Source organism: Marivita sp., assembly GCF_051859345.1.
In the GTDB taxonomy this organism is placed as follows: domain Bacteria; phylum Pseudomonadota; class Alphaproteobacteria; order Rhodobacterales; family Rhodobacteraceae; genus Marivita.
Map to the genome: position 1 here is coordinate 51,979 of NZ_JBHYFV010000006.1, position 20,659 is coordinate 72,637.

At 60.3% G+C, this 20,659-nt stretch carries 26 protein-coding genes; 10 read left to right on the forward strand and 16 right to left on the reverse strand.

Annotated features, from left to right (window positions below; genetic code table 11):
- Positions 1 to 3: 3 nt before the first annotated feature.
- The 3 genes from ACTIEN_RS06005 to ACTIEN_RS06015 are packed head-to-tail and all read right to left on the reverse strand — an operon-like array spanning position 4 to position 2,947.
- On the reverse strand, positions 4 to 1,212 hold the full coding sequence (locus ACTIEN_RS06005) for a phosphopentomutase (RefSeq protein WP_439522212.1): 1,209 nt from the start codon (positions 1,210 to 1,212) through the stop codon (positions 4 to 6).
- Complete coding sequence (locus tag ACTIEN_RS06010; protein ID WP_439522213.1) at positions 1,209 to 2,501, reverse strand: thymidine phosphorylase; 1,293 nt, start codon at positions 2,499 to 2,501, stop codon at positions 1,209 to 1,211. Before ACTIEN_RS06010 ends, ACTIEN_RS06005 begins: the two co-directional genes overlap by 4 nt.
- A complete protein-coding gene (locus ACTIEN_RS06015; protein WP_439522320.1) occupies positions 2,501 to 2,947 on the reverse strand; it encodes a cytidine deaminase in 447 nt (148 codons plus the stop codon). Before ACTIEN_RS06015 ends, ACTIEN_RS06010 begins: the two co-directional genes overlap by 1 nt.
- Positions 2,948 to 3,012: 65 nt before the next feature.
- On the opposite strand from ACTIEN_RS06015, the gene ACTIEN_RS06020 reads away from it, so the two are divergent.
- Together ACTIEN_RS06020 and ACTIEN_RS06025 are read left to right on the forward strand one after the other, a co-directional pair.
- The gene (locus tag ACTIEN_RS06020; protein WP_439522214.1) at positions 3,013 to 3,204 is read left to right on the forward strand and encodes a DUF3072 domain-containing protein; all 192 of its coding nucleotides are present in this window, start codon (positions 3,013 to 3,015) and stop codon (positions 3,202 to 3,204) included.
- Between the two features lie 86 nt (positions 3,205 to 3,290).
- A complete protein-coding gene (locus ACTIEN_RS06025) occupies positions 3,291 to 5,570 on the forward strand; it encodes an NADP-dependent malic enzyme (protein WP_439522215.1) in 2,280 nt (759 codons plus the stop codon).
- A gap of 34 nt (positions 5,571 to 5,604) precedes the next feature.
- Here the strand turns inward: ACTIEN_RS06025 and ACTIEN_RS06030 are convergent, their stop codons facing one another.
- From ACTIEN_RS06030 to ACTIEN_RS06040, 3 genes are read right to left on the reverse strand one after another with little or no spacing between them, the layout of a single operon-like run.
- Entirely contained in the window at positions 5,605 to 7,119 is a 1,515-nt protein-coding gene (locus ACTIEN_RS06030) for a cryptochrome/photolyase family protein (protein ID WP_439522216.1), read from the reverse strand.
- Positions 7,113 to 7,778 (reverse strand): SDR family NAD(P)-dependent oxidoreductase, encoded by a 666-nt coding sequence (locus ACTIEN_RS06035; RefSeq protein WP_439522217.1) that lies wholly within the window; start codon positions 7,776 to 7,778, stop codon positions 7,113 to 7,115. Before ACTIEN_RS06035 ends, ACTIEN_RS06030 begins: the two co-directional genes overlap by 7 nt.
- A gap of 41 nt (positions 7,779 to 7,819) precedes the next feature.
- Entirely contained in the window at positions 7,820 to 8,194 is a 375-nt protein-coding gene (locus tag ACTIEN_RS06040; RefSeq protein WP_439522218.1) for a hypothetical protein, read from the reverse strand.
- 63 nt (positions 8,195 to 8,257) lie between these two features.
- On the opposite strand from ACTIEN_RS06040, the gene ACTIEN_RS06045 reads away from it, so the two are divergent.
- Positions 8,258 to 9,019, forward strand: coding sequence for an alpha/beta fold hydrolase (locus ACTIEN_RS06045; protein WP_439522219.1), 762 nt, complete (start codon positions 8,258 to 8,260; stop codon positions 9,017 to 9,019).
- On the opposite strand, the gene ACTIEN_RS06050 is transcribed toward ACTIEN_RS06045, so the two are convergent.
- Positions 9,016 to 9,363 carry a hypothetical protein gene (locus ACTIEN_RS06050; protein ID WP_439522220.1) on the reverse strand — a complete coding sequence of 116 codons (348 nt, stop codon included), beginning with the start codon at positions 9,361 to 9,363 and terminating at the stop codon, positions 9,016 to 9,018. The two genes, ACTIEN_RS06045 and ACTIEN_RS06050, sit on opposite strands and share 4 nt — an antisense overlap.
- Positions 9,364 to 9,537: 174 nt before the next feature.
- Between ACTIEN_RS06050 and lepA the strand changes: the two genes are divergently transcribed.
- From lepA to ACTIEN_RS06080, 6 genes are all read left to right on the forward strand, one after another.
- Positions 9,538 to 11,340 carry a translation elongation factor 4 gene (lepA, locus tag ACTIEN_RS06055; protein ID WP_439522221.1) on the forward strand — a complete coding sequence of 601 codons (1,803 nt, stop codon included), beginning with the start codon at positions 9,538 to 9,540 and terminating at the stop codon, positions 11,338 to 11,340.
- A gap of 32 nt (positions 11,341 to 11,372) precedes the next feature.
- Entirely contained in the window at positions 11,373 to 12,056 is a 684-nt protein-coding gene (locus ACTIEN_RS06060; RefSeq protein WP_439522222.1) for a hypothetical protein, read from the forward strand.
- A gap of 237 nt (positions 12,057 to 12,293) precedes the next feature.
- On the forward strand, positions 12,294 to 12,956 hold the full coding sequence (locus tag ACTIEN_RS06065) for a hypothetical protein (protein ID WP_439522223.1): 663 nt from the start codon (positions 12,294 to 12,296) through the stop codon (positions 12,954 to 12,956).
- A gap of 120 nt (positions 12,957 to 13,076) precedes the next feature.
- Positions 13,077 to 13,397, forward strand: coding sequence for a TraR/DksA family transcriptional regulator (locus ACTIEN_RS06070; RefSeq protein ID WP_439522224.1), 321 nt, complete (start codon positions 13,077 to 13,079; stop codon positions 13,395 to 13,397).
- Positions 13,398 to 13,598: 201 nt separating this feature from the next.
- Positions 13,599 to 13,877 carry a hypothetical protein gene (locus ACTIEN_RS06075; RefSeq protein ID WP_439522225.1) on the forward strand — a complete coding sequence of 93 codons (279 nt, stop codon included), beginning with the start codon at positions 13,599 to 13,601 and terminating at the stop codon, positions 13,875 to 13,877.
- Positions 13,878 to 13,958: 81 nt separating this feature from the next.
- Positions 13,959 to 14,141, forward strand: a complete 183-nt coding sequence (locus tag ACTIEN_RS06080) for a CTP synthetase (RefSeq protein ID WP_439522226.1) — start codon at positions 13,959 to 13,961, stop codon at positions 14,139 to 14,141.
- On the opposite strand, the gene ACTIEN_RS06085 is transcribed toward ACTIEN_RS06080, so the two are convergent.
- Entirely contained in the window at positions 14,129 to 14,599 is a 471-nt protein-coding gene (locus ACTIEN_RS06085; protein ID WP_439522227.1) for a low molecular weight protein-tyrosine-phosphatase, read from the reverse strand. The two genes, ACTIEN_RS06080 and ACTIEN_RS06085, sit on opposite strands and share 13 nt — an antisense overlap.
- A gap of 42 nt (positions 14,600 to 14,641) precedes the next feature.
- Here ACTIEN_RS06085 and ACTIEN_RS06090 point away from each other — a divergent pair, with 42 nt between their 5' ends.
- Entirely contained in the window at positions 14,642 to 15,343 is a 702-nt protein-coding gene (locus ACTIEN_RS06090) for an NAD-dependent deacylase (protein WP_439522228.1), read from the forward strand.
- Between the two features lie 28 nt (positions 15,344 to 15,371).
- Here the strand turns inward: ACTIEN_RS06090 and ACTIEN_RS06095 are convergent, their stop codons facing one another.
- From ACTIEN_RS06095 to ACTIEN_RS06130, 8 genes are all read right to left on the reverse strand, one after another.
- Complete coding sequence (locus tag ACTIEN_RS06095; RefSeq protein WP_439522229.1) at positions 15,372 to 15,842, reverse strand: copper chaperone PCu(A)C; 471 nt, start codon at positions 15,840 to 15,842, stop codon at positions 15,372 to 15,374.
- 41 nt (positions 15,843 to 15,883) lie between these two features.
- Positions 15,884 to 16,234: a hypothetical protein gene (locus ACTIEN_RS06100; protein WP_439522230.1), complete on the reverse strand. Its 351-nt coding sequence runs from the start codon at positions 16,232 to 16,234 to the stop codon at positions 15,884 to 15,886.
- 102 nt (positions 16,235 to 16,336) lie between these two features.
- Positions 16,337 to 16,627 carry a 50S ribosomal protein L28 gene (rpmB, locus tag ACTIEN_RS06105; protein ID WP_439522231.1) on the reverse strand — a complete coding sequence of 97 codons (291 nt, stop codon included), beginning with the start codon at positions 16,625 to 16,627 and terminating at the stop codon, positions 16,337 to 16,339.
- A 226-nt stretch (positions 16,628 to 16,853) separates the two neighbouring features.
- Positions 16,854 to 17,654, reverse strand: coding sequence for an alpha/beta fold hydrolase (locus ACTIEN_RS06110; protein ID WP_439522232.1), 801 nt, complete (start codon positions 17,652 to 17,654; stop codon positions 16,854 to 16,856).
- The gene (meaB, locus tag ACTIEN_RS06115; protein ID WP_439522233.1) at positions 17,651 to 18,640 is read right to left on the reverse strand and encodes a methylmalonyl Co-A mutase-associated GTPase MeaB; all 990 of its coding nucleotides are present in this window, start codon (positions 18,638 to 18,640) and stop codon (positions 17,651 to 17,653) included. Before meaB ends, ACTIEN_RS06110 begins: the two co-directional genes overlap by 4 nt.
- Positions 18,641 to 18,703: 63 nt before the next feature.
- Positions 18,704 to 19,255: a hemerythrin domain-containing protein gene (locus tag ACTIEN_RS06120; protein WP_439522234.1), complete on the reverse strand. Its 552-nt coding sequence runs from the start codon at positions 19,253 to 19,255 to the stop codon at positions 18,704 to 18,706.
- 47 nt (positions 19,256 to 19,302) lie between these two features.
- On the reverse strand, positions 19,303 to 19,710 hold the full coding sequence (locus tag ACTIEN_RS06125; protein WP_439522235.1) for a universal stress protein: 408 nt from the start codon (positions 19,708 to 19,710) through the stop codon (positions 19,303 to 19,305).
- An 84-nt stretch (positions 19,711 to 19,794) separates the two neighbouring features.
- Entirely contained in the window at positions 19,795 to 20,640 is an 846-nt protein-coding gene (locus ACTIEN_RS06130) for a DUF6206 family protein (RefSeq protein ID WP_439522236.1), read from the reverse strand.
- Between the last annotated feature and the right edge of the window lie 19 nt (positions 20,641 to 20,659).

The following is a 20,659-nucleotide window of genomic DNA, read 5'->3' on the forward strand; positions in this document are numbered from 1 at the left end:
CCATCACAAGAAACTCCGCCCAGATCCCTTTGCCGTCACGCCAAGATGTTCGGCGATCGTGGCTGCCACATCGACAAATCCCACATGGCCGATTTCCCCGGTTCCGGCCCCGGCGATCAAGACCGGGACGCGTTCACGGGTATGGTCCGTGCCAATCCATGTCGGGTCGTTGCCATGATCGGCGGTGATGAGCAACAGATCCGTGTCGCGAAGCCGGGGCAGCAGTTTGCCCAACTCGGCATCGAACCATTCGAGCGCGCGGGCATAACCGGACACATCGCGACGATGGCCGTATTTGCTGTCGAACTCGACAAAATTGGCAAAGATCAGCGCCCCTTCGGGTGCGGTGTCGATCTGATGCGCGAGGTGTTGGATCAGGTGTGCATCCGCGCCTTTGTGGACCTCGTCAATCCCGGACATCGAGAAGATATCGCCGATCTTCCCGATCCCGATTACCCGCTGGCCCGCGTCCTGCACCCAGTTGGTCAGCACAGGCGCGGGTGGCGCGATCGCATAGTCGTGGCGGTTGGTGGTGCGTTCGAAATTCCCGTCTTGCCCGATGAAGGGGCGCGCAATGACACGTCCTATCTTGCGCTCATGGCACATCGGCGCAAGATCCTCACACAGCTTCAGCAGACGGTCGAGCCCAAACGCCTCTTCATGCGCAGCGATCTGAAGGACGCTGTCGGCAGAGGTGTAGCAGATCGGTTTGCCGGTGCGCAGATGCTCACCCCCAAACGTGTCGATCACCTTGACGCCATTGCTGTGGCAGTTGCCCAGGATGCCATCCGTTCCGGCAAGGTCGCAAATGCGTGTCGTGATGTCGGCGGGGAAGGCCGGGATGGTGTTGGGCAGATAGGTCCAGTTCCACGGGACCGGCAGCCCTGCCAGTTCCCAATGTCCAGACGGCGTGTCCTTGCCGCGCGAGACTTCGGTTGCTGCGGCCCACCGTCCGATGGGTGTCGCGACCAGCCCAGGCGCGCGTTCACCGCTTGCCAGGGTCACGGCGCGGCCAAGGCCCAGGGCGTCCAGATTGGGAAGGGTCAGAGGTCCGGTCCGGCCGTCTTCCGCCGCACCGGAGGCGCAGGCCTCGGCGATATGCAGCAGGGTGTTGGCCCCGGTGTCCGGCGTGTCGCCGTTGAAAAACTGATCCGCGTCGGGCGCGCCGCCGATGCCGACGGAATCCATGACAACCAGAAATGCACGGCTCATGTGACGTGCTCCTGAACCAGAGGTGGAGCGCTTACCGGCCGATCGCCAAGCGTGATCGCCGCAAGAACTGCCTGTTCCGCCGCGTCCGCCTGCGCCTCGCGGGCGGCATGGATGCGGGCAAGAGGCTGGCCTTTGGCGATTCTGTCCCCGATGGAGACCACGTCGCTCAGCCCGACTGCGGGATCGACCACATCGGATTCGACCTGTCGCCCACCGCCAAGCGCAACGACGGTGAGGCCAAGCGCTTCGCCGTCGATGGCGGCCACGGTTCCGGCCATGGGCGCTGTGACTTCGCGGATGACAGGCGCTTCGGGCAGAAACCGGACCCAGTCTTCGACAAAGTGGACCGGTCCCCCCATCGCATAGACCATCTCGCCGAACTTTTCGGCGGCTGTGCCGTCAGTGATGGCTGCGCGCAACATGTCCCTGCCGGCGTCGATCCCGGTTTGCTGAAGAAGCGCTGCCCCCAGTTCAATGGTCAGTTCGGCCAGGCGGCCTGTGGTGTGGCCGGTCAGAACGCGCATCACCTCGATGACTTCTAGCGCATTGCCAAGACTTGGGGCCAAGGGTTGCGACATATCGGTGATCAGGGCCGAGGTTGGACAGCCCGTTGCCTTGGCGGTTTCGACAAGAGCCTGTGCCAGGGCACGGGCGTCGTCTTGTGATTTCATGAAGGCACCCGAACCGCATTTGACATCCAGCACGAGGCCGTCCAGACCCGCCGCAAGTTTCTTGGACAGGATGGAGGCCGTGATCAGATCAAGGCTTTCCACCGTCGCCGTGACATCGCGGATGGCGTAAAGACGTTTGTCGGCGGGTGCGATATCGGCGCTGGCGCTGACGATGGCACAACCCACCTGGCCAACGACATGCCGGAACTGGTCCTCGGTCAGCGTGGTGCGAAATCCGGGGATGGAGTCGAGCTTGTCGAGCGTGCCGCCGGTGTGCCCCAACCCCCGGCCCGAAATCATCGGAACATAGACGCCACAGGCCGCCAAAGCCGGTGCAAGGATCAGGCTGACACAGTCGCCCACCCCGCCGGTCGAGTGTTTGTCCAATACCGGTGCATCCAGATCCCAGTGCAGAACCTTGCCGCTGTCCCGCATCGCAGCCGTAAACGCCGCGCGGCCTGTGTCGTCCAGACCGTTCACGCAGACACCCATCGCAAAGGCCCCCGCCTGAGCGTCGCTGACGCTGCCATCCGCAAGCCCTTGGGCGAACCAGCCAAGCGCGTCGGCGTCCGGTGTCCTGCCCTGGCGCAATGTTGCTATGATCGCGCGTGCATCCATCAGCTTCGGTCCATGTGGCCCGCGACGAACGCTCCCGGCAAAAGGGCTCCTACGGTGGTCTGGTGTTCTGCGCCATGTGTGGTCGCCAAGGTGACCGGAACGTCGGCATCTGCGAATTCCGCAAGTTTCTGGCGACACCCACCGCAGGGCGGCACAGGTGACGGGCTGTCCGCGATCACACAGGCCTCGATGATTCTGTGCGCGCCTGCCGCGATCATGGCTGCGATGGCCCCGGCTTCGGCACAGGTACCTTCGGGATAGGCCACGTTCTCCACGTTGCATCCGACATGGATTGCCCCGTCCGCCGAACGCACCGCCGCGCCCACCTTGAATTTGGAATACGGCGCATAGGCGTTTTCCCGAACGGCCTGTGCCGCGATCTTCAAGTCCATATGCGTCCTGCCCCTGTTCTGTGACCTGCATGATTGCGAGGCCGCGACGCTGATTGCAAGGGCTGGCGGGAACCGGAAACGCAGCGTCCGCGTTTTCCGGGTGAGCAAAGGAGGTCACCATGCCAATGCAAAACAGTATCGCGCTTGATCCGTCCCTTGGATTGGGGCCCGACCCCGAAGAAAAGATGACCGAGAAACAATCCATCCAGTTGCAAGAGCTTACCAGCCGCGCGGATGAGCCGTTTGATGGCAGCCTGACACGCCGTCAGGCCGAACGCAGGATCGCGCATCTTCAGGAATATCTGAACTAAGCTTCTTCTTTTGCGCAATCCTCTGCGCTCTTTCCCTCCGCACCGATGTGGTTTACCCCGAAACCAGATTGTGCGGGGGAGCGTTCATGTCAGACAACACAAATGAGTCACTGCGTCAGGCAGCGCTGTTCTATCACGAGCATCCAAAGCCCGGTAAGCTCGAAATCCGCGCCACCAAGCCCTTGGCAAACGGACGCGATCTGGCCCGTGCCTACAGTCCCGGCGTGGCCGAAGCCTGTCTCGAGATCAAGGCCGATCCCACCACCGCGGCGCGCTATACCACCAAAGGCAATCTTGTTGGCGTCGTCACCAACGGCACAGCCGTTCTTGGCCTTGGCAATATCGGGGCGCTGGCCTCCAAGCCGGTGATGGAGGGCAAGGCGGTCCTGTTCAAGAAATTCGCCAATATCGACTGTTTCGACATCGAGGTGAACGAAAGCGATCCCGAAAAGCTGGCCGATATCGTCTGCGCACTTGAGCCGACCTTTGGCGCCATCAACCTTGAGGACATCAAGGCACCCGATTGCTTCATCGTCGAAAAACTCTGCCGCGAGCGAATGAACATTCCCGTCTTCCACGACGACCAGCATGGCACCGCCATTGTTGTCGGCGCGGCCGCCACCAATGCGCTGCATGTCGCGGGCAAGAAATTCGAGGACATCAAGATCGTGTCCACCGGTGGCGGAGCTGCCGGGATTGCCTGTCTCAACATGCTGATCAAGCTGGGCGTGAAACGCGAAAACATCTGGCTGTGTGACATTCACGGGCTGGTCTACGAAGGTCGCGCCGAAGACATGAACCCGCAGAAATCCGAGTTCGCGCAGAAATCCGACCTGCGCACCCTGGATGATGTGGTCGATGGCGCGGATCTGTTCCTTGGGCTGAGCGGGCCAAAGGTGCTGAAATCCGAAATGGTTGCGCGTATGGCGCGAAAACCGATCATCTTTGCCCTTGCCAACCCCACTCCCGAGATCCTGCCGGACCAGGTGCGCGAGGTCGCGCCGGACGCGATCATGGCCACCGGGCGCAGCGATTTTCCCAATCAGGTCAACAACGTACTGTGTTTCCCGTTCATCTTTCGCGGCGCATTGGATGTCGGCGCGACCGAGATCAACGACGCAATGGAAATCGCCTGTGTCGAAGGTATCGCCAAACTGGCCCGCGCGACCACCAGCGCCGAGGCGGCAGCGGCCTATCGGGGCGAACAACTGACCTTTGGACCGGACTACCTGATCCCCAAACCGTTCGATCCGCGCCTCTCGGGCGTTGTATCGACCGCCGTCGCCAAGGCAGCGATGGAGTCTGGTGTGGCTCTGCGTCCGCTGGACGATCTGGCCGCTTACAGGGCCAAGCTTGACGCCAGCGTCTACAAATCCGCCTTGCTCATGCGCCCGGTCTTCGATGCCGCCGCGACCGGCGCGCGCCGGATCGTATTTGCGGAAGGCGAAGACGAACGTGTGCTGCGCGCGGCACAGGCGATCCTTGAGGAAACCACCGAGACCCCGATCCTGATCGGCCGTCCCGACGTGATTGCCACCCGCTGTGAACGGCTGGGGCTGGAAATCCGGCCAGAGCGCGATTTCACCATCGTGAACCCGGAAAACGATCCGCGCTACCGCGATTACTGGGAAACCTATCACAAGATCATGGCCCGCCGGGGAGTGACCCCCGATCTGGCCCGCGCGATCATGCGCACCAACACCACCGCGATCGGTGCGGTCATGGTGCATCGCGACGAGGCCGACAGTCTGATCTGCGGCACATTCGGGGAATACCGCTGGCATCTGAATTATGTCACGCAGGTGCTGGGATCCGAGAAACACTCGCCACACGGCGCGCTGAGCCTGATGATCCTAGAGGACGGGCCGCTGTTTATCGCGGACACCCATGTCCGGTCCCTGCCCACCCCGGCAGAGCTTGCCCAATCGGCCATCGGTGCCGCCCGGCATGTGCGCCGGTTCGGTGTGACACCGAATGTCGCCTTTTGTTCGCAATCCCAGTTCGGCAACCAGGCCGAAGGCTCGGGCAAGCGCCTGCGCGAGGCAATTGCCCTGCTGGACTCAGCCCCGCGCGATTTCTGTTACGAAGGCGAGATGAACGTGGATGCCGCGCTTGATCCGGAATTGCGCGAACGCCTGTTGCCGGAAAGCCGGATGAAAGGTGTCGCCAACGTGCTGATCTTCGGCCATGCCGATGCCGCATCGGCGGCGCGCAACATCCTGAAAATGCGCGGCGGCGGGCTCGAGGTTGGACCGATCCTGATGGGCATGGGCAACCGCGCCCACGTCGTCACACCGGGAATCACCCCGCGCGGGTTGCTGAACATGGCGGCGATCGCGGGCACACCGGTCACGCAATACGGTTGAGTCCGGGGCAAAGCCATTTCCAAAGGCTTTCGCCCTACCCCAACCGATCCAGAAACACGTCTGCCTCGGACAGGATGGTGGCTTTGCGCCCTGGTTCCATCCGGTTCCAGTTGGCATAGATCTGGTTCATGCGGTTGTTGCCGCTGAACCTTTCGGCATGCCTGTCCAGAAAATGCCAATAGAGCAGGTTGAACGGGCAGGCATCCTTGCCGGTCTTGTCCTGCACCTTGTAGCGGCAGGATTTGCAGTAATCCGACATCCGGTTGATATAGGCACCCGAGGACACATAGGGTTTCGAGGCGATGATCCCGCCATCGGCAAATTGGCTCATCCCCACGGTGTTCGGCGCTTCGACCCATTCGAACGCGTCGATATAGACCCGCAGATACCAGTCATGCACCTCGTTCGGGTTCACCCCTGCCAGAAGCGCGAAATTGCCGGTCACCATCAGGCGCTGGATGTGGTGCGCATAGGCCTCTTGCGCCGTCTGGGTAATTGCCTTTGACAGGCAGTTCATGTCCGTGTCGCCGGTCCAGTAGAAATCGGGCAGCTTGCGCTGGTGGTTCAGTGCATTGCGGCGCGGATAGTCCGGGCCTTCGCGGAAATAGATGCCGCGCACATATTCGCGCCAGCCGATGATCTGGCGAATAAAGCCTTCGACCGCGTTGAGCGGCGCGTGGCCGTCCCGGTACGCGTCCTCGGCCGCGGTGCAGACCTCCATCGGATCAAGCAAGCCGACATTCAGATAGGGTGAGATCATCGCGTGATAAAGGAAGCGATTGTCGTTCAGCATCGCGTCCTGATAATCGCCGAACCGGGGCAGCGCGTAGGTGATAAAGTGCGTCAGCGCCCGGCGGGCCTGTTCCTGATCGGTCCCGAAATGGAATGGCCGCAGCGATCCGAAGGAATTGCCGAACTGCTTTTCCACGAGGTCGAGAACCTCGTTGACTGTGTCGTCCGGCGTGAACTGCATCGGGCCGGAAAAAGCGATGTCATCCGGCGCGGGTTTGCGGTTCTCGGCGTCGTAATTCCACTTGCCGCCCTCGGGTTGGTCGCCATCCATCAATAGGCCCGTCTTGCGGCGCATGTCGCGGTAGAAATACTCCATCCGCAACGCCTTGCGCCCCTCGGCCCAGGCGTCGAATTCGTCTTGCGTGCTGACGAAACGAGTGTCGGGCTTCATGCTCAGCTTGAGCGGCATCTCTTCAAGCGCCTGGATCAACCGCCATTCGCCGGGCTGGGTGGCGATCACCTCGGTCGCGCCGGTTTCTTCGGCGCGGCGCAGCAACTCACCGGGGATCGACCCGGCGTTGTCGGGGTCGTCAAGCTGGGTGTAGCGTACGTCCCAGCCATCATCCTTTAGGCGGGCCGCGAATTTGCGCATCGCGGCAAATATGAAGGCGATCTTCTTGGGGTGGTGCTGCACATAGGTGGCTTCTTCGGAAACCTCGGCCATCACGACCACGTCCGATGATTTATCGGCCGCTTCAAGCGCGGAAAGCGTGTCTGTCAACTGATCACCCAGCACCAGAACAAGGCGGCTCACCACGGCACCTCTTTGCCTTGCCAGTCAAAGAACCTACCGGTGTCCTCGGGCGTCAGGCCATCCAGAACCGAGAGCAGGTTTTCCGCCGCCTCACTGGCCGGGACGGACGGATTGTGGCCCACATATTTCTCGGTGAATGGCGTTTCCACCGTGCCGGGATGCAGCGCGACACAGATCAGATCCTTGTGGCTTCGCCCCAGTTCGATGGCACCGCTGTGAATCATCTGGTTCAGCGCCGCCTTCGATGTGCGGTAGCTGTACCACCCGCCCAGCCGGTTGTCCCCGATGGAGCCAACCCGTGCCGACAGGGCGGCAAAGACCGACCGTCCCTTGCGCGGCAAGAGCCGCATCGCGTGTTTCAGGACAAGCGACGGCCCGACCGTGTTCAGCCTGAACTGGTCGATCATCGCCTCTGGCGTGATATGGCGCAGGGTCTTTTCCGGCTCAGCCCCGTCAATCTCCAACGCGCCGGTGGCGACGAAGATCAGATCGAACGGACTATCCAGCGCGCCAAGTGCCTGTTTCACACTGGCCTCATCCGTCACGTCCAGCCCGTCACCGCTGCGCGACAGCCCGGTCACAGCCACGCCGCGTGTGGTCAGGGCGGTTGTCAAGGCGGTGCCGATACCGCCACTTGATCCAATGATAAGCGCTGTTTCCATGACACCGCCATCTAGGTTGTCCGCTCAGAGCGTCAACGGCGTCAGACCAGACCACGCCAGCGCAGGACAATGATAAGTAGGACAATCACCGCAAGGATGTTGAACGCCATGCTGCCAAGGATAGACAGGGCGATCCCCTTGCGCCGGTCGGCCACGTCAATCGCCTTGAGATGGGTGGATGCGCGGTCATAGGCACCGTGGGTGGCATCGGCATCAAGCCGGAGCGCAAGCTTTGGATTGGCTGCCATATTCTCGGCTTCCGCAATGACGCCAATGTCACGGCGCACACCCGCAGGCAGACGGCGCCTCGCCTTGATCAGACGACGCGACAACGATCCACGCTTCAGCCCAAGCCGTTTCGCCATGAGCGACCGAAGCGTTTCGGCGTTGGTTTTGATCCGGTCGGCATGTTCCATGTGGCAAAGCTAAACCTCTGCCACCTCTTGCTCAAGTCCATACCGGCACAGTATGCAGCGGATATGCTGAACACACAGATCACCAACTCGACCGGGACGGCGTCTTCGCTGCTTGTCATTCACGGACTTTATGGGTCGGGGCGCAACTGGGGTGTGATTGCCAAGCGCCTGTCAGATCGTGGTCCCGTTGCCGTTGTCGACATGCGCAACCATGGCGACAGTTTCTGGTCCGACAGCCATTCGTACACCGACATGGCGCAGGATCTGGCCGAGGTGATCGCCGCGCAGGACGCGCCGATGGACGTGGTCGGCCATTCGATGGGCGGCAAGGCGGCGATGGTTCTGGCGCTGACCCGGCCAGAGCTGGTCAATCGCCTGATCGTCGCAGACATCGCCCCTGTGACATATACACATTCGCAGACCCAGTACATCGACGCGATGCGCGCCGTCGACCTGTCGCAGGTCGAGAAACGGTCAGACGCGTCGGCCCAATTGGCGGCCCATGTCGCCGATCCAACGCTTCAGGCATTCTTCACGCAATCGCTCGACCTGAAAGAGAAACGCTGGAAGCTGAACCTCGAAGCGCTGGCGAAAGAAATGCCAAAGGTGCTTGGCTTTCCGGATCTGAGCGGCACTTTCGACAAGCCGACGCTGTTCCTGTCAGGGGCACAATCCGACTATGTGACGCCGGACCATCGCCCGAAGATCAAAAGCCTGTTCCCGAAGGCGCGGTTCGCGAAAATCCCCGGTGCGGGCCATTGGCTTCACGCGGAAAAACCGCGCGAGTTCGAGTTGTCGTTGCGGGCGTTTCTGGATCGGGCCTAGTAACCCCGGCACGAATTTTCCGACCGCGCGGCAAAGACCTTGTAGCGTTCCCAGAACGCGTCATCCGACGAGGACTGGGACATCCAGACATCATGGGCGCGCTGCGGATCTTTGAAAAAGCCCGAGGCCTTGCGCTGATCTGATCCGGACAGGGACTGGTTTGCGACGGTCTGGATGCATCCACAAAGCCGCGAATTGCGGGCCTTGCGGTCCGAGGACAGACACGCCCGGCTGATCGGTCCGGTCGAGAAACGCGTGACGGTTCCGCCATCGCTGCGATCATAGCGGTTTCCACCACATCCCGCGACCAGTGCCGCGACCACCATTGCTGCCAATACTCTCATGTCGCCTGCTCACCTTCACTCGCACCGTGCTTGGGTCTTGTGCCCAGTGTCACGGGTCTCTGCCTGTTGGAACAATGCCCGAAACCAAAGCTGTTTTCAAATCACCTTTTGTCAATCGGCACGCATCCGTCGCACCACCTTGACCGGACCTCAAAACCGCATCATATCCCGCGCATGACAGAGCTTTCGCATATCCGTAATTTCTCCATCGTTGCCCATATCGACCACGGGAAATCCACCCTGGCTGACCGGCTGATCCAATCGACGAACACCGTCACGGAACGGGAGATGAAAGAGCAACTGCTCGACTCGATGGATATCGAGCGGGAACGCGGTATCACGATCAAGGCCAACACCGTTCGGATCGAATACAAGGCCGAAGATGGCGAAGTGTACATCCTCAACCTGATCGACACACCGGGGCATGTGGACTTTGCTTACGAGGTCTCCCGCTCCATGCGCGCGGTCGAAGGATCATTGCTGGTGGTGGATGCCACGCAGGGGGTCGAGGCGCAGACGCTGGCCAATGTCTATACCGCCATCGACGCGGATCACGAGATCGTGCCGGTTCTCAACAAGATCGACCTGCCCGCGTCCGAACCCGAGCGCGTCAAGGAACAGATCGAGGACGTGATCGGCATTGATGCGTCCGAGGCTCTGGAGATTTCCGCCAAGACCGGCGTCGGTATTCCCGCCGTGCTTGAAGCCATCGTCAAGCGCCTGCCGCAACCGCATGAGGGTGATGCGACCAAGCCGCTCAAGGCGATGCTGGTGGACAGCAAATACGACCCCTATCTGGGTGTGGTCGTGATTGTCCGCGTGATCGACGGGGTGCTGAAAAAAGGCCAGCGCGTCAAGATGATGAAGACCGGCGGCACCTATGACATCGACCGGATCGGCGTCTATCGTCCCGCCATGCAAGAGGTCAAAGAGCTGGGACCGGGCGAGATCGGCTATATCACCGCGCAGATCAAACAGGTCAGCGACACGCGCGTCGGGGATACCATCACCACCGAGAAAAAGGGCTGCGAAACGCCCCTGCCCGGCTTCAAACCGTCGATTCCGGTGGTGTTCTGCGGCTTGTTCCCGGTGGACGCCAATGATTTCGAAGACATGCGCGGCGCGATCGAAAAGCTGTCGCTGAACGATGCGTCGTTTACATCGGAAATGGAAACCTCCGCTGCGCTTGGTTTCGGCTTTCGCTGCGGGTTCCTGGGCCTTTTGCACCTCGAAGTGGTGCGCGACCGGCTGGAACGGGAATACGACATCGACCTGATCACCACGGCGCCGTCGGTGATCTATCACATCTACACCCGCGACGGCGAAATGCTCGAACTGCACAACCCGGCCGACATGCCGGACCCGTCCACCATCGACCACATCGAAGAACCGCGCATCAAGGCGTCGATCCTTGTGCCGGACGAATATCTCGGCGACGTGCTCAAGCTCTGCCAGGACCGGCGCGGTCTGCAGCTTGACCTGACCTATGTGGGCAGCCGCGCGATGGTGGTCTATGACCTGCCGCTCAACGAGGTGGTGTTCGATTTCTACGACCGGCTGAAATCCGTGACCAAGGGTTATGCGTCGTTCGACTACCAGATGCTTGGCTACCGCGAAGACAGCCTCGTCAAGATGCAGATCCTGGTGAATGACGAACCGGTGGATGCCTTGTCGACGATGGTTCACCGCGACCGTGCCGAAACCCGCGGGCGGGCGATGTGCGAAAAGCTCAAGGACCTGATCCCGCGCCACATGTTCAAGATACCCATTCAGGCGGCCATCGGCGGCAAGGTTATCGCACGCGAGACCTTGGCGGCGCTGCGCAAGGACGTGACGGCGAAATGCTATGGCGGCGACGCGACCCGGAAGAAGAAACTTCTGGAAAAGCAGAAGGCCGGCAAGAAGAAGATGCGCCAGTTCGGCAAGGTGGATATCCCGCAGGAAGCGTTTATCTCGGCGTTGAAGATGGATGGTTAATTCCATTTTGAGAGACGGAGAGCGAGAATAGAATGAAAATGGGTGTCTCTGAAACCCTACGAAAAGCCTCAGACGGCAATTTTGACGAAAAAATCGATGACGCCGAATGGTTGACCTCGTCTGGTATCCGAGACCTAAACACTTGTCTTCAGGCATCCGGCAACCACAACGTGATGCTGTTAATAGGTGAAGAGTTCAATATTTCTTTTCAATTTGGAGCTGCAACAATCCATCATTTTTTTGACCACGGAACGATGCCTAGATCCAATTTCTTAGGTGACACATCCTCGCTAACAACAACATACCTAAGAAGGGTTTTCACTTTTTTTGAGTATGTTGTCTTTTACCTTTGCAAGTATCCAAATCGCGTTTTTGATCACAGCTATAACGAGCAATCTGAGCAGTACGCAGAACGATTGAGGCATTTAAAAGAGACAGGAAAAATTAGAAAGGATGTTGAGGCGACGCTTCGCTCCCTAAAACAGACCCGTGATCAATTCGCTCATTCCTTCGTCGAAATTGGCGACCTGACCTACAAAGGAATTCCATTGAGTGAATCATCACAGGACTTCTTTACCGATATTGATGAGACGTCAGTTTTGTTGGAGAGGTTATTTCTGGAACAACAGCATTTCCAAATAGATTGGCGAATTTTCAGCTTGGTTCACCAGGCGCTTCGAACCGCTAGAATCGAAGGCATTCGAGCGCAAACGTAGGGGTCCCAAGAACGGGCAGCGGGCCCGACCCTCCCCATGGGAGGGCGCATCCGTTTATACAATGCGTGTAGGGTGCGTGTTCACACGCACCAATTGACCTCACCAACCGAACGGTGCGTGTGAACACGCACCCTACGCAAGCCGCCGCCGATCCCCGTATCGTGATGACCACACACCTGCGCGTGGGGTCTATCTGCGCTAGAGTGCCGAAAAACACCCCGAGCAGGACCAATCCACATGCGCCCGATTCTCACCGCCGCCCTTGTGCTAGCAGCCCCCTTTGCCCAGGCCGATGTCTGCGACTTCCGCCCCAGCATCCTTGCGGGCAAGGCCGGACAAGCCGCCAAATCCACTGCCGGGACTGTTGCGTCCGTCACCACGGAAGGCGCGCGGGCGGTGGGGGCTTATACGCTGGAAAACCCCGTCTCGGGTGTCAGCATGATCGGCAGCGCGGTCAGCAGTGCCACGGCGGCGGGAAGCAGCGTTGCGGCGGGTGCGGGTGGCGCGTTGACCACGGCAACAGCCATCGCCACAGCCCCGGTCACCATCGCGGTTGCGGGTCTGACGGCTGTGGCGCTTGGGGGCTACGAAGGGGCCTGTTACTTGCGCGCAGAGCGGATCACCGACATTGATGAAATCCGCTATATCGTCGCCAACCTGTCGGCCAATTCCGATCCGACCATGTTTGCGCTGATCCCCAAGGGCGAGAAGTATGTCACGCTCAAGGGACGCAACGCCATCGCGGGCGAGGACAAGCTGCGCATCGCTTCGGCGGGTGTTGGGCCGTTTATCTTTGACGTGAAGAACCTCTACATCACCGACGGGGTTCTCATGCACCGCGACGCCGGGCGCAATACGGTGATCGGCGCTGTCGGGTTGCAGGTGGTCGAGGTCGAGTAAGCTTCGCAGCGGGCGAGGTCGGGCATTCGCGTTCTGCCGATGCGACTTGCCACTTGACCGACATCAACGCGCGGGTTGCCATGATGCGGCAGGATCAGGCCAACCGAAGGGAGAGCCAATATGGATCTGAACGCACAGAAAGACCGTCTACTCGAACGCCGTGCCGAAATCACCGGCGATCTGGCCGACATCGAAGACAAGCTGGACGATCCGATGCCGAAGGATTGGGAAGACCGCGCGTCGGAGCGGCAGGGGGACGAAGTGCTGGAGGCGTTGGGGAATTCCGAGCTCGACGAACTGCGCCGAATCGATTCGGCATTGGCGCGACTCGAGGACGGATCTTACGGGATTTGCCCGAAATGCGGCGATACCATCTCGGATGCGCGATTGGAGGCTGTCCCCGCAGCAGCGTTGTGCCGCAATTGCGCCGATACCGTGTAGGATATTGATTCGGGAATTTAAATGCCGGTAGGGGCAACGCAACCAGCCCCTGCCCTGACACCTTGATCGATTCGTTTCCGGCGGGTGCAAGATATTTCTTTCGACCCAGTTCCAAGATTTTTCTTGATTCCAACGGCGCGCGCGACCGAATACTTTCGTACGCTTGATGTAAATTCAGGTTTACACTTACGGGAGGGGGTCGTGTCAGATTATATTGACTCCATGCGCAGCACATTTGCTGCCCGCATGTCCGCACATGAAGGGATTCTCGCGCTTTTGGGCCTTGCCCCAAGCGAAGACGACGCTCCGCACATCTATACGGAATTGCGCGGCACGCTTTTGGCTTGTGGCAAATGCTATTGTCCGAAGTCCTGTCTTGAATGGCAAAGCAGCGGGCCTGACGGGCCCCCGCCCTGGTGCCATCAACGCCAGGTGTTTTTCGATCTGGCTGCCGCCTGTGAAAGGCTGCAGGCCGCTTGATCGGGCCGGTTTGATCAAGGTCAAGGCAGAGACATCAAAAACAAGGAATGTATGGCCCATCGCATTTTGATGGAGGCCGGTATGCTACGTCTAGCCAGTATTCTTTATTCCCTGATCGCCACCACACTGGCAGGAACCGCCGTGATTGCAGTATTGACCGCCGGGTTCGACACGCTTGTCCCGATCGTCGCTGCAGCCGCCGTCGGAGGGCTGGTCGCCTTGCCCGTCAGCTGGTACGTCGCGCGCGCGATCTACGAGGCCTGAGACGGCCCAAGCGTTGGCCCAAGCGCATCAAGAAGCCCATCCGCACAGTCTTCGATCAGCGCCAGGGCGCCATCAAAGTCACGGGTGAAATACGGATCGGGGACATGGTTGGTGCCGCATTGCGGAGCGTAGTCGGTAAAGCGCCTGACGCGACCGGATGGGCCAACGGCAGCCATTTCAGCGGCGTTGTCGTCATCCATCACGACGATCAGATCGAACGCATCGAAATCCGCCGGAACCACTTGCCGCGCGCGCAGGGGTGAAAGGTCATAGCCTTTCTCCGTCGCGGCGGCCTGCATCGGGCCATAAGGCGGCTTGCCGATATGCCAGTCTCCGGTGCCTGCGCTGTCCAGCGTCACGTCCAGTCCGCGTTCAGCAGCCTTGGCACGCGTGACCGCTTCGGCCGTGGGCGAGCGACAGATATTGCCGAGACAGACAAAGAGGATACTTTGGATCATGGCCTTGCCTAGCGCAGGGTCGCGTTTGGGAAAAGAGGTGTGATGCGAAAGCTGGAGCGAATTGTGATCCTGACAGGGGCGGGCATTTCTGCGGAAAGCGGTTTGGGCACGTTCCGCGACGAAGGCGGGCTGTGGGCGCAGCACCGGATTGAAGATGTCGCAACGCCCGAGGCGTTTGCGCATGATCCGGCGCGGGTCCATCAGTTTTACAACGTGCGGCGGGTGCAGGCTGCGGGTGCCAAGCCAAATGCCGCTCATCAGGCGTTGGCACGGCTACAGGCCGCGTGGCCGGGGCATGTTCTGCTGGTCACACAGAACGTGGACGGGTTGCATGAAAAGGCGGGTGCAGAAGTTGTCCACATGCATGGTGAATTGTCCCGTGCGCTTTGTGCGGCCTGTGAACACAGATGGGATTCACCGCAGGAAATGTCGGTCGGGGAAACCTGCCCTGCCTGTGATGCCCCTGCGGCACGGCCCGATATCGTCTGGTTTGGTGAAATGCCCTATCACATGGAGCAGATTCTCGATGCGATCCAGACCTGTGATCTTTTTGCGGCGATCGGGACGTCGGGTCAGGTTTACCCGGCTGCCGGCTTTGTAGAGGAAGCGCGGATGGCGGGGGCGGCGACGGTCGAACTTAACCTGCGGGACAGCGATATGACCCACGCGTTCGAGGAGCATGTGACCGGGCCTGCAAGTGAAATAGTTCCGCAATGGGTGGACCGGCTCTTGCAGGGGCGGTGAGGCGGGGTGTCCCGCCTCACCCTTGGTATCAGCTGTCTGAACCTTGGTTCATCATGCCGCCATGATCCTGACGTTCCAGATCGACCGGCACATCCACAACAACATCACCCGCCTTTTCAAAAGTGAGCGTGATCGTGACCGTCTTGCCCTGCTCCATCGGACCGGTAAGGCCCATGAGCATGACGTGTTTGCCACCGCGCACCATGGCGATCTCGCCATTGGCGGGCAATTCAAAGCCTTCCTCGACATGGACCATGCGCATCACGCCGTTTTCACCTTGCAGGTGGGTGTGCAGTTCCGTGCGGGCGGCGGCGTCGCTGCTGACCGCGATCAGGCGATCTGCCTCGTCACCGGAGTTGTGGATCATCATGAAGGCAGCGCCTGATTTGGCCATCGGCGACGCAGAGCGCGCGTATTGATCGTGTATTTCGATTTCTGCGAACGCAGGCGCGGCAAGGAACAGGGCAGCAGCCCCGGCGATAAGGGATTTGGTAAACATCTGAGTGTCTTTCCGTCTGAGTGTGTTGAGTGTTGAAGACTTCAGACGGATGCAGGTGGATCTCGGGCCTGGGACTGTGGGGTGGGGTGTTCGGCGGCCAGAACATCCATCTGGCTCATCCAGAGAACGTGCCAGGCATCGACCCGCCTGGCCTCGGGCATGGGTGTGGTCATGTCCGCATAAAACGCCAGCGCGTAGTCCGGGCAAATCATGACGCCGCCCGTCGGCTGGCCGTTTTCATCCACAAGGATATGCACAGGCCCGGTGCCGGTGCAGATCTCCATCGTTCCGACAGCCGGGGATTGCCCACGCGCCGCGGCCAGCTGAACGCTGGTGAAACCGATCACCAGAACCATCAGGGCAAACGTGATATGTCGCAGGACGAAGTGCATGATGTCGATTTACGGGCAGGACCGCTGGTCACAACGTGACAAAAGGAAACAGCCCCGTCCGGAAACCCGAACGAGGCTGCAAATCATCCTGAAAGAAAAAGCTTACGCCTGCGCGGTTTGCGCCTTGGCGATCTCTTTCTTGATCTTCAGAAGGCCGACCGACAGCTCGGTGTCTTTGGCTTTCGCCAAAAACTTGTCAAGGCCACCGCGGTGGTCGACGCTGCGCAGCGCGTGCGCAGAGATGCGCATCTTGATGCCACGGCCGAGTGTTTCGGATTGCAGCGTCACGTCATTCAGGTTCGGCAGAAAGCGCCGACGTGTCTTGTTGTTGGCGTGGCTGACATTGTTGCCAGTCATCGGGCCTTTACCGGTCAGTTCGCATACACGCGACATGGGTTCGTCCTCGTTCTATCAAAGGTGGCCATAGGGCCGTCCACCAATATCAAAGGGCGCCGACTGGCAGCGCCCGGAATCTCGTTTGGTGTCCTTAGAGGGATGCGCGATAGGCGTCAAGTGGCGGGAGGGCGCAGAGATCGAGTAAAGACGAAAAAGTCGGTGTTTGGGTGGGTGCCTCGGGCTTTGGCGGGCATGGCCGAAAAGCAGGTAGTGGCGGCGGCGCTCATGTCAGGCAAAGCGCTTTGCTCAGAACATCCATGAATCCGGCGTGGTTGTGGATCATCATGGCATGGCCCGCATCCGGGACAGTGAAGGTGGGAATACCCGCCTCGTCCAACCGACGGCGATCAGGCGTGTCCGGTGTCGGTTCGGGGCCGATGCTGCGGTCGCCGTAGACAAAGGCTTTGGGAATCGCCAACCCGGCGAAACCGTCGAACATGTCCGACGGCAGGTCCACAAGCGCCTTGGCGTTGGCGAAAAGCCCTTTCGGGTCGGCGACCTGCCACCCGGCGACAATCCGGTCTACAGGCCCTGCCCCGTCGCGCACCTTGGACTGCAATCTGTCAAGCAGCGCCGCGTAGCCGGTGTTCAGGAACGCCTGTTCGCCATCCCGCGAGATCCGCAAAGACATCAGACCGCCGCCCGGATCGACATTCGCCTCTGCCACGATCAGGCGGGACACCAGTTGGGGGCAGGTCCGTGCAAGCACTATTGCCACGGTGCCGCCCATGCTGTGCCCCACCACGTCGACAGGGCCCATCCCCAAGTGCTCAAGCACGCGGGCAATGACGGCGGCGTGGCTGTTCAGCGCATAGTCAAATCCGGTTGGATGATCGGACTGACCAGAGCCAAGAAAGTCGACCAGAATACAGCGCCGCCCCGCCAGAACAGGATCGGCAGCCACCGCAAGGAAATCCGCAGCCACAGGCATGCCAAGCCCTGGCAGGAACAGGATCGGTGCGCCCGAGCCGCTGTCATACCAGCGGATCGTGGCGTCCCATTCTGGCAGGAAGAGAGCGTTCACAGCATCGGCCTGCGGCCTTCGATCTGTGCAAGCACTTCTTCGGCGGCCTGACTTGGCGTCTGGGTTCCGTCTTCGACCTCGCGGCCCAGCGCCTTCACGATTCCCTTGATCGGCTCGCGTTCAAGACGATTCAAAAGTGCCTGCTTCAGTTCCGCCTCGAACCAGAAACGGGCCTGCCCGGCACGACGAGCGGCGAAATGTCCGTTGTCGCGGCGCCATTGCGTCAGGGTTTGCATTTCGTCCCACGCGGTTTGCAAACCGGTATCCTCAAGCGCCGAAACCGTCATCGCCTTGGGAAAGCCCTGCGGGTCCTGCGGACGTTTGCGCAACAGCCGCAGGGCGCCCGCGTAGTCGGCACAGGTGCGGGTTGCTGCGGATTTGAGATCGCCATCGGCCTTGTTCACAAGGATGATGTCCGCCATCTCCATGATGCCGCGTTTGACACCCTGCAATTCATCCCCCCCGGCAGGCGCAAGCAGCAGCAGGAACAGATCCGACATCTCGGCCACGACGGTTTCGGATTGGCCAACACCCACCGTTTCAATCAGCACCACGTCAAATCCGGCGGCTTCGCACAGGTCTATCGCCTCGCGTGTGCGGCGGGCGACGCCTCCGAGATGGGATTGCGAAGGTGAGGGGCGGATAAACGCGTTGGGATCGCGCGACAGACGTTCCATCCGGGTCTTGTCACCAAGGATCGACCCACCAGAGCGCGCAGAGCTTGGATCAACAGCCAGAACCGCCACCTTGAGACCCTGTGCGGTCAGCATCATGCCAAACGCCTCGATAAAGGTGGATTTACCGACGCCGGGAGTGCCGGACAGACCGATCCGCAAGGCTTCGCGGTCGTGATCCTTCAGTTTGTCAAACAGCGCGATGGTGTCGGCGCGATGATCGGCCCTGCGGCTTTCGACCAGCGTGATCGCCCGTGCCAAAGCGCGGCGTTCCCCGGCAAGGATGCGGTCGGCCAGATCGTCTATGTCCATGCACAAGGCTCCGTCTTGAACTGACGGCAGATGTCGCACGGCGGCGACGGCCAAGTAAAGCCGTCAGCCCAGACCGCCGGGACCATGTTTGAGGATCACCGGGACGACAAGCTCTTCCTCGTCGATCAGGTGGCGATTGAGCATGGACTGAAAACCAAGCAGGTCTTTGCGGAACACGCCCGGCTCGGACTGGCCCTGGATCACGGCGTTTGCGCCTTCGGCAAACCGGTTGAGCAATCCGTCCATCGCATGGTGATCGGAATCGAGCAATTCGAACCCATGGTTGAGCACAGGTTCACGACTGCTCAACACAGGGAAATAGTGGTGATCTTCGATCTGGTGGTGACCATGCAGGTTTTGCAGCAGCATTGACCCATAACGCGACAGCTTCGCGGCATGGGTTTGCGGGTCGATCTTGCGGTCGATTGCCTGCTCGGCATCGTCGATCAACGTCGTCATCAGCTTGCGGAACATCAGGTGCCGGTCAAGCCAGAAGGCCACCAGACCTGCGAAATTGTCGTGATCCGGCCATGTGTTCCGCGGATAGGTCTGCAACAGGACGCGCAGTGCGTCCGGCAGTCCGTCACGGGTGTCGAGCTTAAGGTTTTCTTCCATGGGCACCTCCTGCGATGGGGACGTGCGTCACGCAAGCGAATTGTCAATCAGCGCAGGACATGAACCGAACATTGCGCGTGTCGCACCACATGGGTTGCGGTGGACCCCAGAAGCAACGTCTGCATGCCCGGCCGGTGCGAGGCAACGACGATCAGGTCGATGTTCTGAGCCTCGGAATAGTCGAGGATCGAGCGCCCGGAATGGCCGTCGATCACCACCGAATGCGCCCCGATATCTGCGGCAAGCCGGGCCATTTCGGATTCGACCCCTTTGCGCGTCGCGGTCAGGATATCCGCCGAGATATAGCTGATTGCATAACTTGGCATGGCCTCGATCACATGCAGCAGAGTGATCCGGGCATTGTCAGTGGCAAGCGCTTTGGCCACGGCAATCGCATTGGCCACGCGATCGCCTTCGTTATCAAGCGCGATCGGTACGAGAATGTTGCTATACATGAATCCCCTCCGTTTATCTGGACAGGATCAGGATAGCGTCGCGGCGGAGGATCGGCCTTGATCCGTATCATGTGACTGACAAGATCAGGAGACGTTTGGTTCGCCCTGAAGCCCCAGCAATTTGCGAAAGCCTGTCCAGTACCCCGGCAAGCGGGGCGGTTCCTGCAAATGCGGCACCGCTTCGTCTGCCCAGCGCGACATGCGGCGGATGGTAAAGTCGCGCCCCCACGCAAGATAGGCTTCGGCGTCATCCGGGCGCAGGCGACAGGCAGAGCCGACAAGACCAACAAGCGTTTCGGGCGCGGAATACCATTCGTCCTGAATGCCGGTGACTTTCTTTTGCAAGAACGGGCCAACCCAACGCATCAGCGCCTTGTCAGAGAACAAGAGCAGCATCTTGCCCATCTCTTCGCGGCTGTAGTGGATCAGCGGCGGGAAGGTGTCGAAGAACAACGCTTTTCCGTCCAGATAGGCGAAGTTGCGGATCGAGGGATGAAAACCGATGCGGGTATCGAACTGATCTGCATTGTTCCAGAAAGTCGCGATCACGTCGCCCGCCGCCTCCATCATCCGAAGCGTGTCGTCGGTGCTGGCGACCTGCATCTGCGGGCGCATCATGCTGTCCGACGGCAGGGCGTCCTGCACGATCACCGGAATACGCGCGCCTTCCATGTCGAGCAGGTGGAATTCGGTCTTCGGCAGGACGACGCCAGCGGTGTTGAGCGCAGCAACATACTCATCGTGGCACCGCGCCAAACGGTCCAGGGCGGTTTGGTCCTTGAGACCGCGATAGACCTTGATCACCTTGTCCGAGAACGGGCCAGAGGCGGGGCGGAACGGCGCACAGAAATAGCCGAGCTTTGACACGGTCTGGCCACGCGATGCGCTGTCGGCGCGGATCACGTCTTTCAGGGTGTCGAGGTCGGTCATGGCGCTGGCTCCTTCTTGG

Excerpts from the sequence above, each read along its gene's own strand:
- ACTIEN_RS06005 (WP_439522212.1), bottom strand. The coding sequence starts at position 1,212 with ATGAGCCGTGCATTTCTGGTTGTCATGGATTCCGTCGGCATCGGCGGC.
- ACTIEN_RS06010 (WP_439522213.1), bottom strand. The coding sequence starts at position 2,501 with ATGGATGCACGCGCGATCATAGCAACATTGCGCCAGGGCAGGACACCG.
- ACTIEN_RS06020 (WP_439522214.1), top strand. The coding sequence starts at position 3,013 with ATGCCAATGCAAAACAGTATCGCGCTTGATCCGTCCCTTGGATTGGGG.
- ACTIEN_RS06025 (WP_439522215.1), top strand. The coding sequence starts at position 3,291 with ATGTCAGACAACACAAATGAGTCACTGCGTCAGGCAGCGCTGTTCTAT.
- ACTIEN_RS06035 (WP_439522217.1), bottom strand. The coding sequence starts at position 7,778 with ATGGAAACAGCGCTTATCATTGGATCAAGTGGCGGTATCGGCACCGCC.
- ACTIEN_RS06040 (WP_439522218.1), bottom strand. The coding sequence starts at position 8,194 with ATGGAACATGCCGACCGGATCAAAACCAACGCCGAAACGCTTCGGTCG.
- ACTIEN_RS06045 (WP_439522219.1), top strand. The coding sequence starts at position 8,258 with ATGCTGAACACACAGATCACCAACTCGACCGGGACGGCGTCTTCGCTG.
- ACTIEN_RS06050 (WP_439522220.1), bottom strand. The coding sequence starts at position 9,363 with ATGAGAGTATTGGCAGCAATGGTGGTCGCGGCACTGGTCGCGGGATGT.
- lepA (WP_439522221.1), top strand. The coding sequence starts at position 9,538 with ATGACAGAGCTTTCGCATATCCGTAATTTCTCCATCGTTGCCCATATC.
- ACTIEN_RS06060 (WP_439522222.1), top strand. The coding sequence starts at position 11,373 with ATGAAAATGGGTGTCTCTGAAACCCTACGAAAAGCCTCAGACGGCAAT.
- ACTIEN_RS06065 (WP_439522223.1), top strand. The coding sequence starts at position 12,294 with ATGCGCCCGATTCTCACCGCCGCCCTTGTGCTAGCAGCCCCCTTTGCC.
- ACTIEN_RS06070 (WP_439522224.1), top strand. The coding sequence starts at position 13,077 with ATGGATCTGAACGCACAGAAAGACCGTCTACTCGAACGCCGTGCCGAA.
- ACTIEN_RS06080 (WP_439522226.1), top strand. The coding sequence starts at position 13,959 with ATGCTACGTCTAGCCAGTATTCTTTATTCCCTGATCGCCACCACACTG.
- ACTIEN_RS06085 (WP_439522227.1), bottom strand. The coding sequence starts at position 14,599 with ATGATCCAAAGTATCCTCTTTGTCTGTCTCGGCAATATCTGTCGCTCG.
- ACTIEN_RS06090 (WP_439522228.1), top strand. The coding sequence starts at position 14,642 with ATGCGAAAGCTGGAGCGAATTGTGATCCTGACAGGGGCGGGCATTTCT.
- ACTIEN_RS06095 (WP_439522229.1), bottom strand. The coding sequence starts at position 15,842 with ATGTTTACCAAATCCCTTATCGCCGGGGCTGCTGCCCTGTTCCTTGCC.
- ACTIEN_RS06100 (WP_439522230.1), bottom strand. The coding sequence starts at position 16,234 with ATGCACTTCGTCCTGCGACATATCACGTTTGCCCTGATGGTTCTGGTG.
- rpmB (WP_439522231.1), bottom strand. The coding sequence starts at position 16,627 with ATGTCGCGTGTATGCGAACTGACCGGTAAAGGCCCGATGACTGGCAAC.
- meaB (WP_439522233.1), bottom strand. The coding sequence starts at position 18,640 with ATGGACATAGACGATCTGGCCGACCGCATCCTTGCCGGGGAACGCCGC.
- ACTIEN_RS06120 (WP_439522234.1), bottom strand. The coding sequence starts at position 19,255 with ATGGAAGAAAACCTTAAGCTCGACACCCGTGACGGACTGCCGGACGCA.
- ACTIEN_RS06125 (WP_439522235.1), bottom strand. The coding sequence starts at position 19,710 with ATGTATAGCAACATTCTCGTACCGATCGCGCTTGATAACGAAGGCGAT.
- ACTIEN_RS06130 (WP_439522236.1), bottom strand. The coding sequence starts at position 20,640 with ATGACCGACCTCGACACCCTGAAAGACGTGATCCGCGCCGACAGCGCA.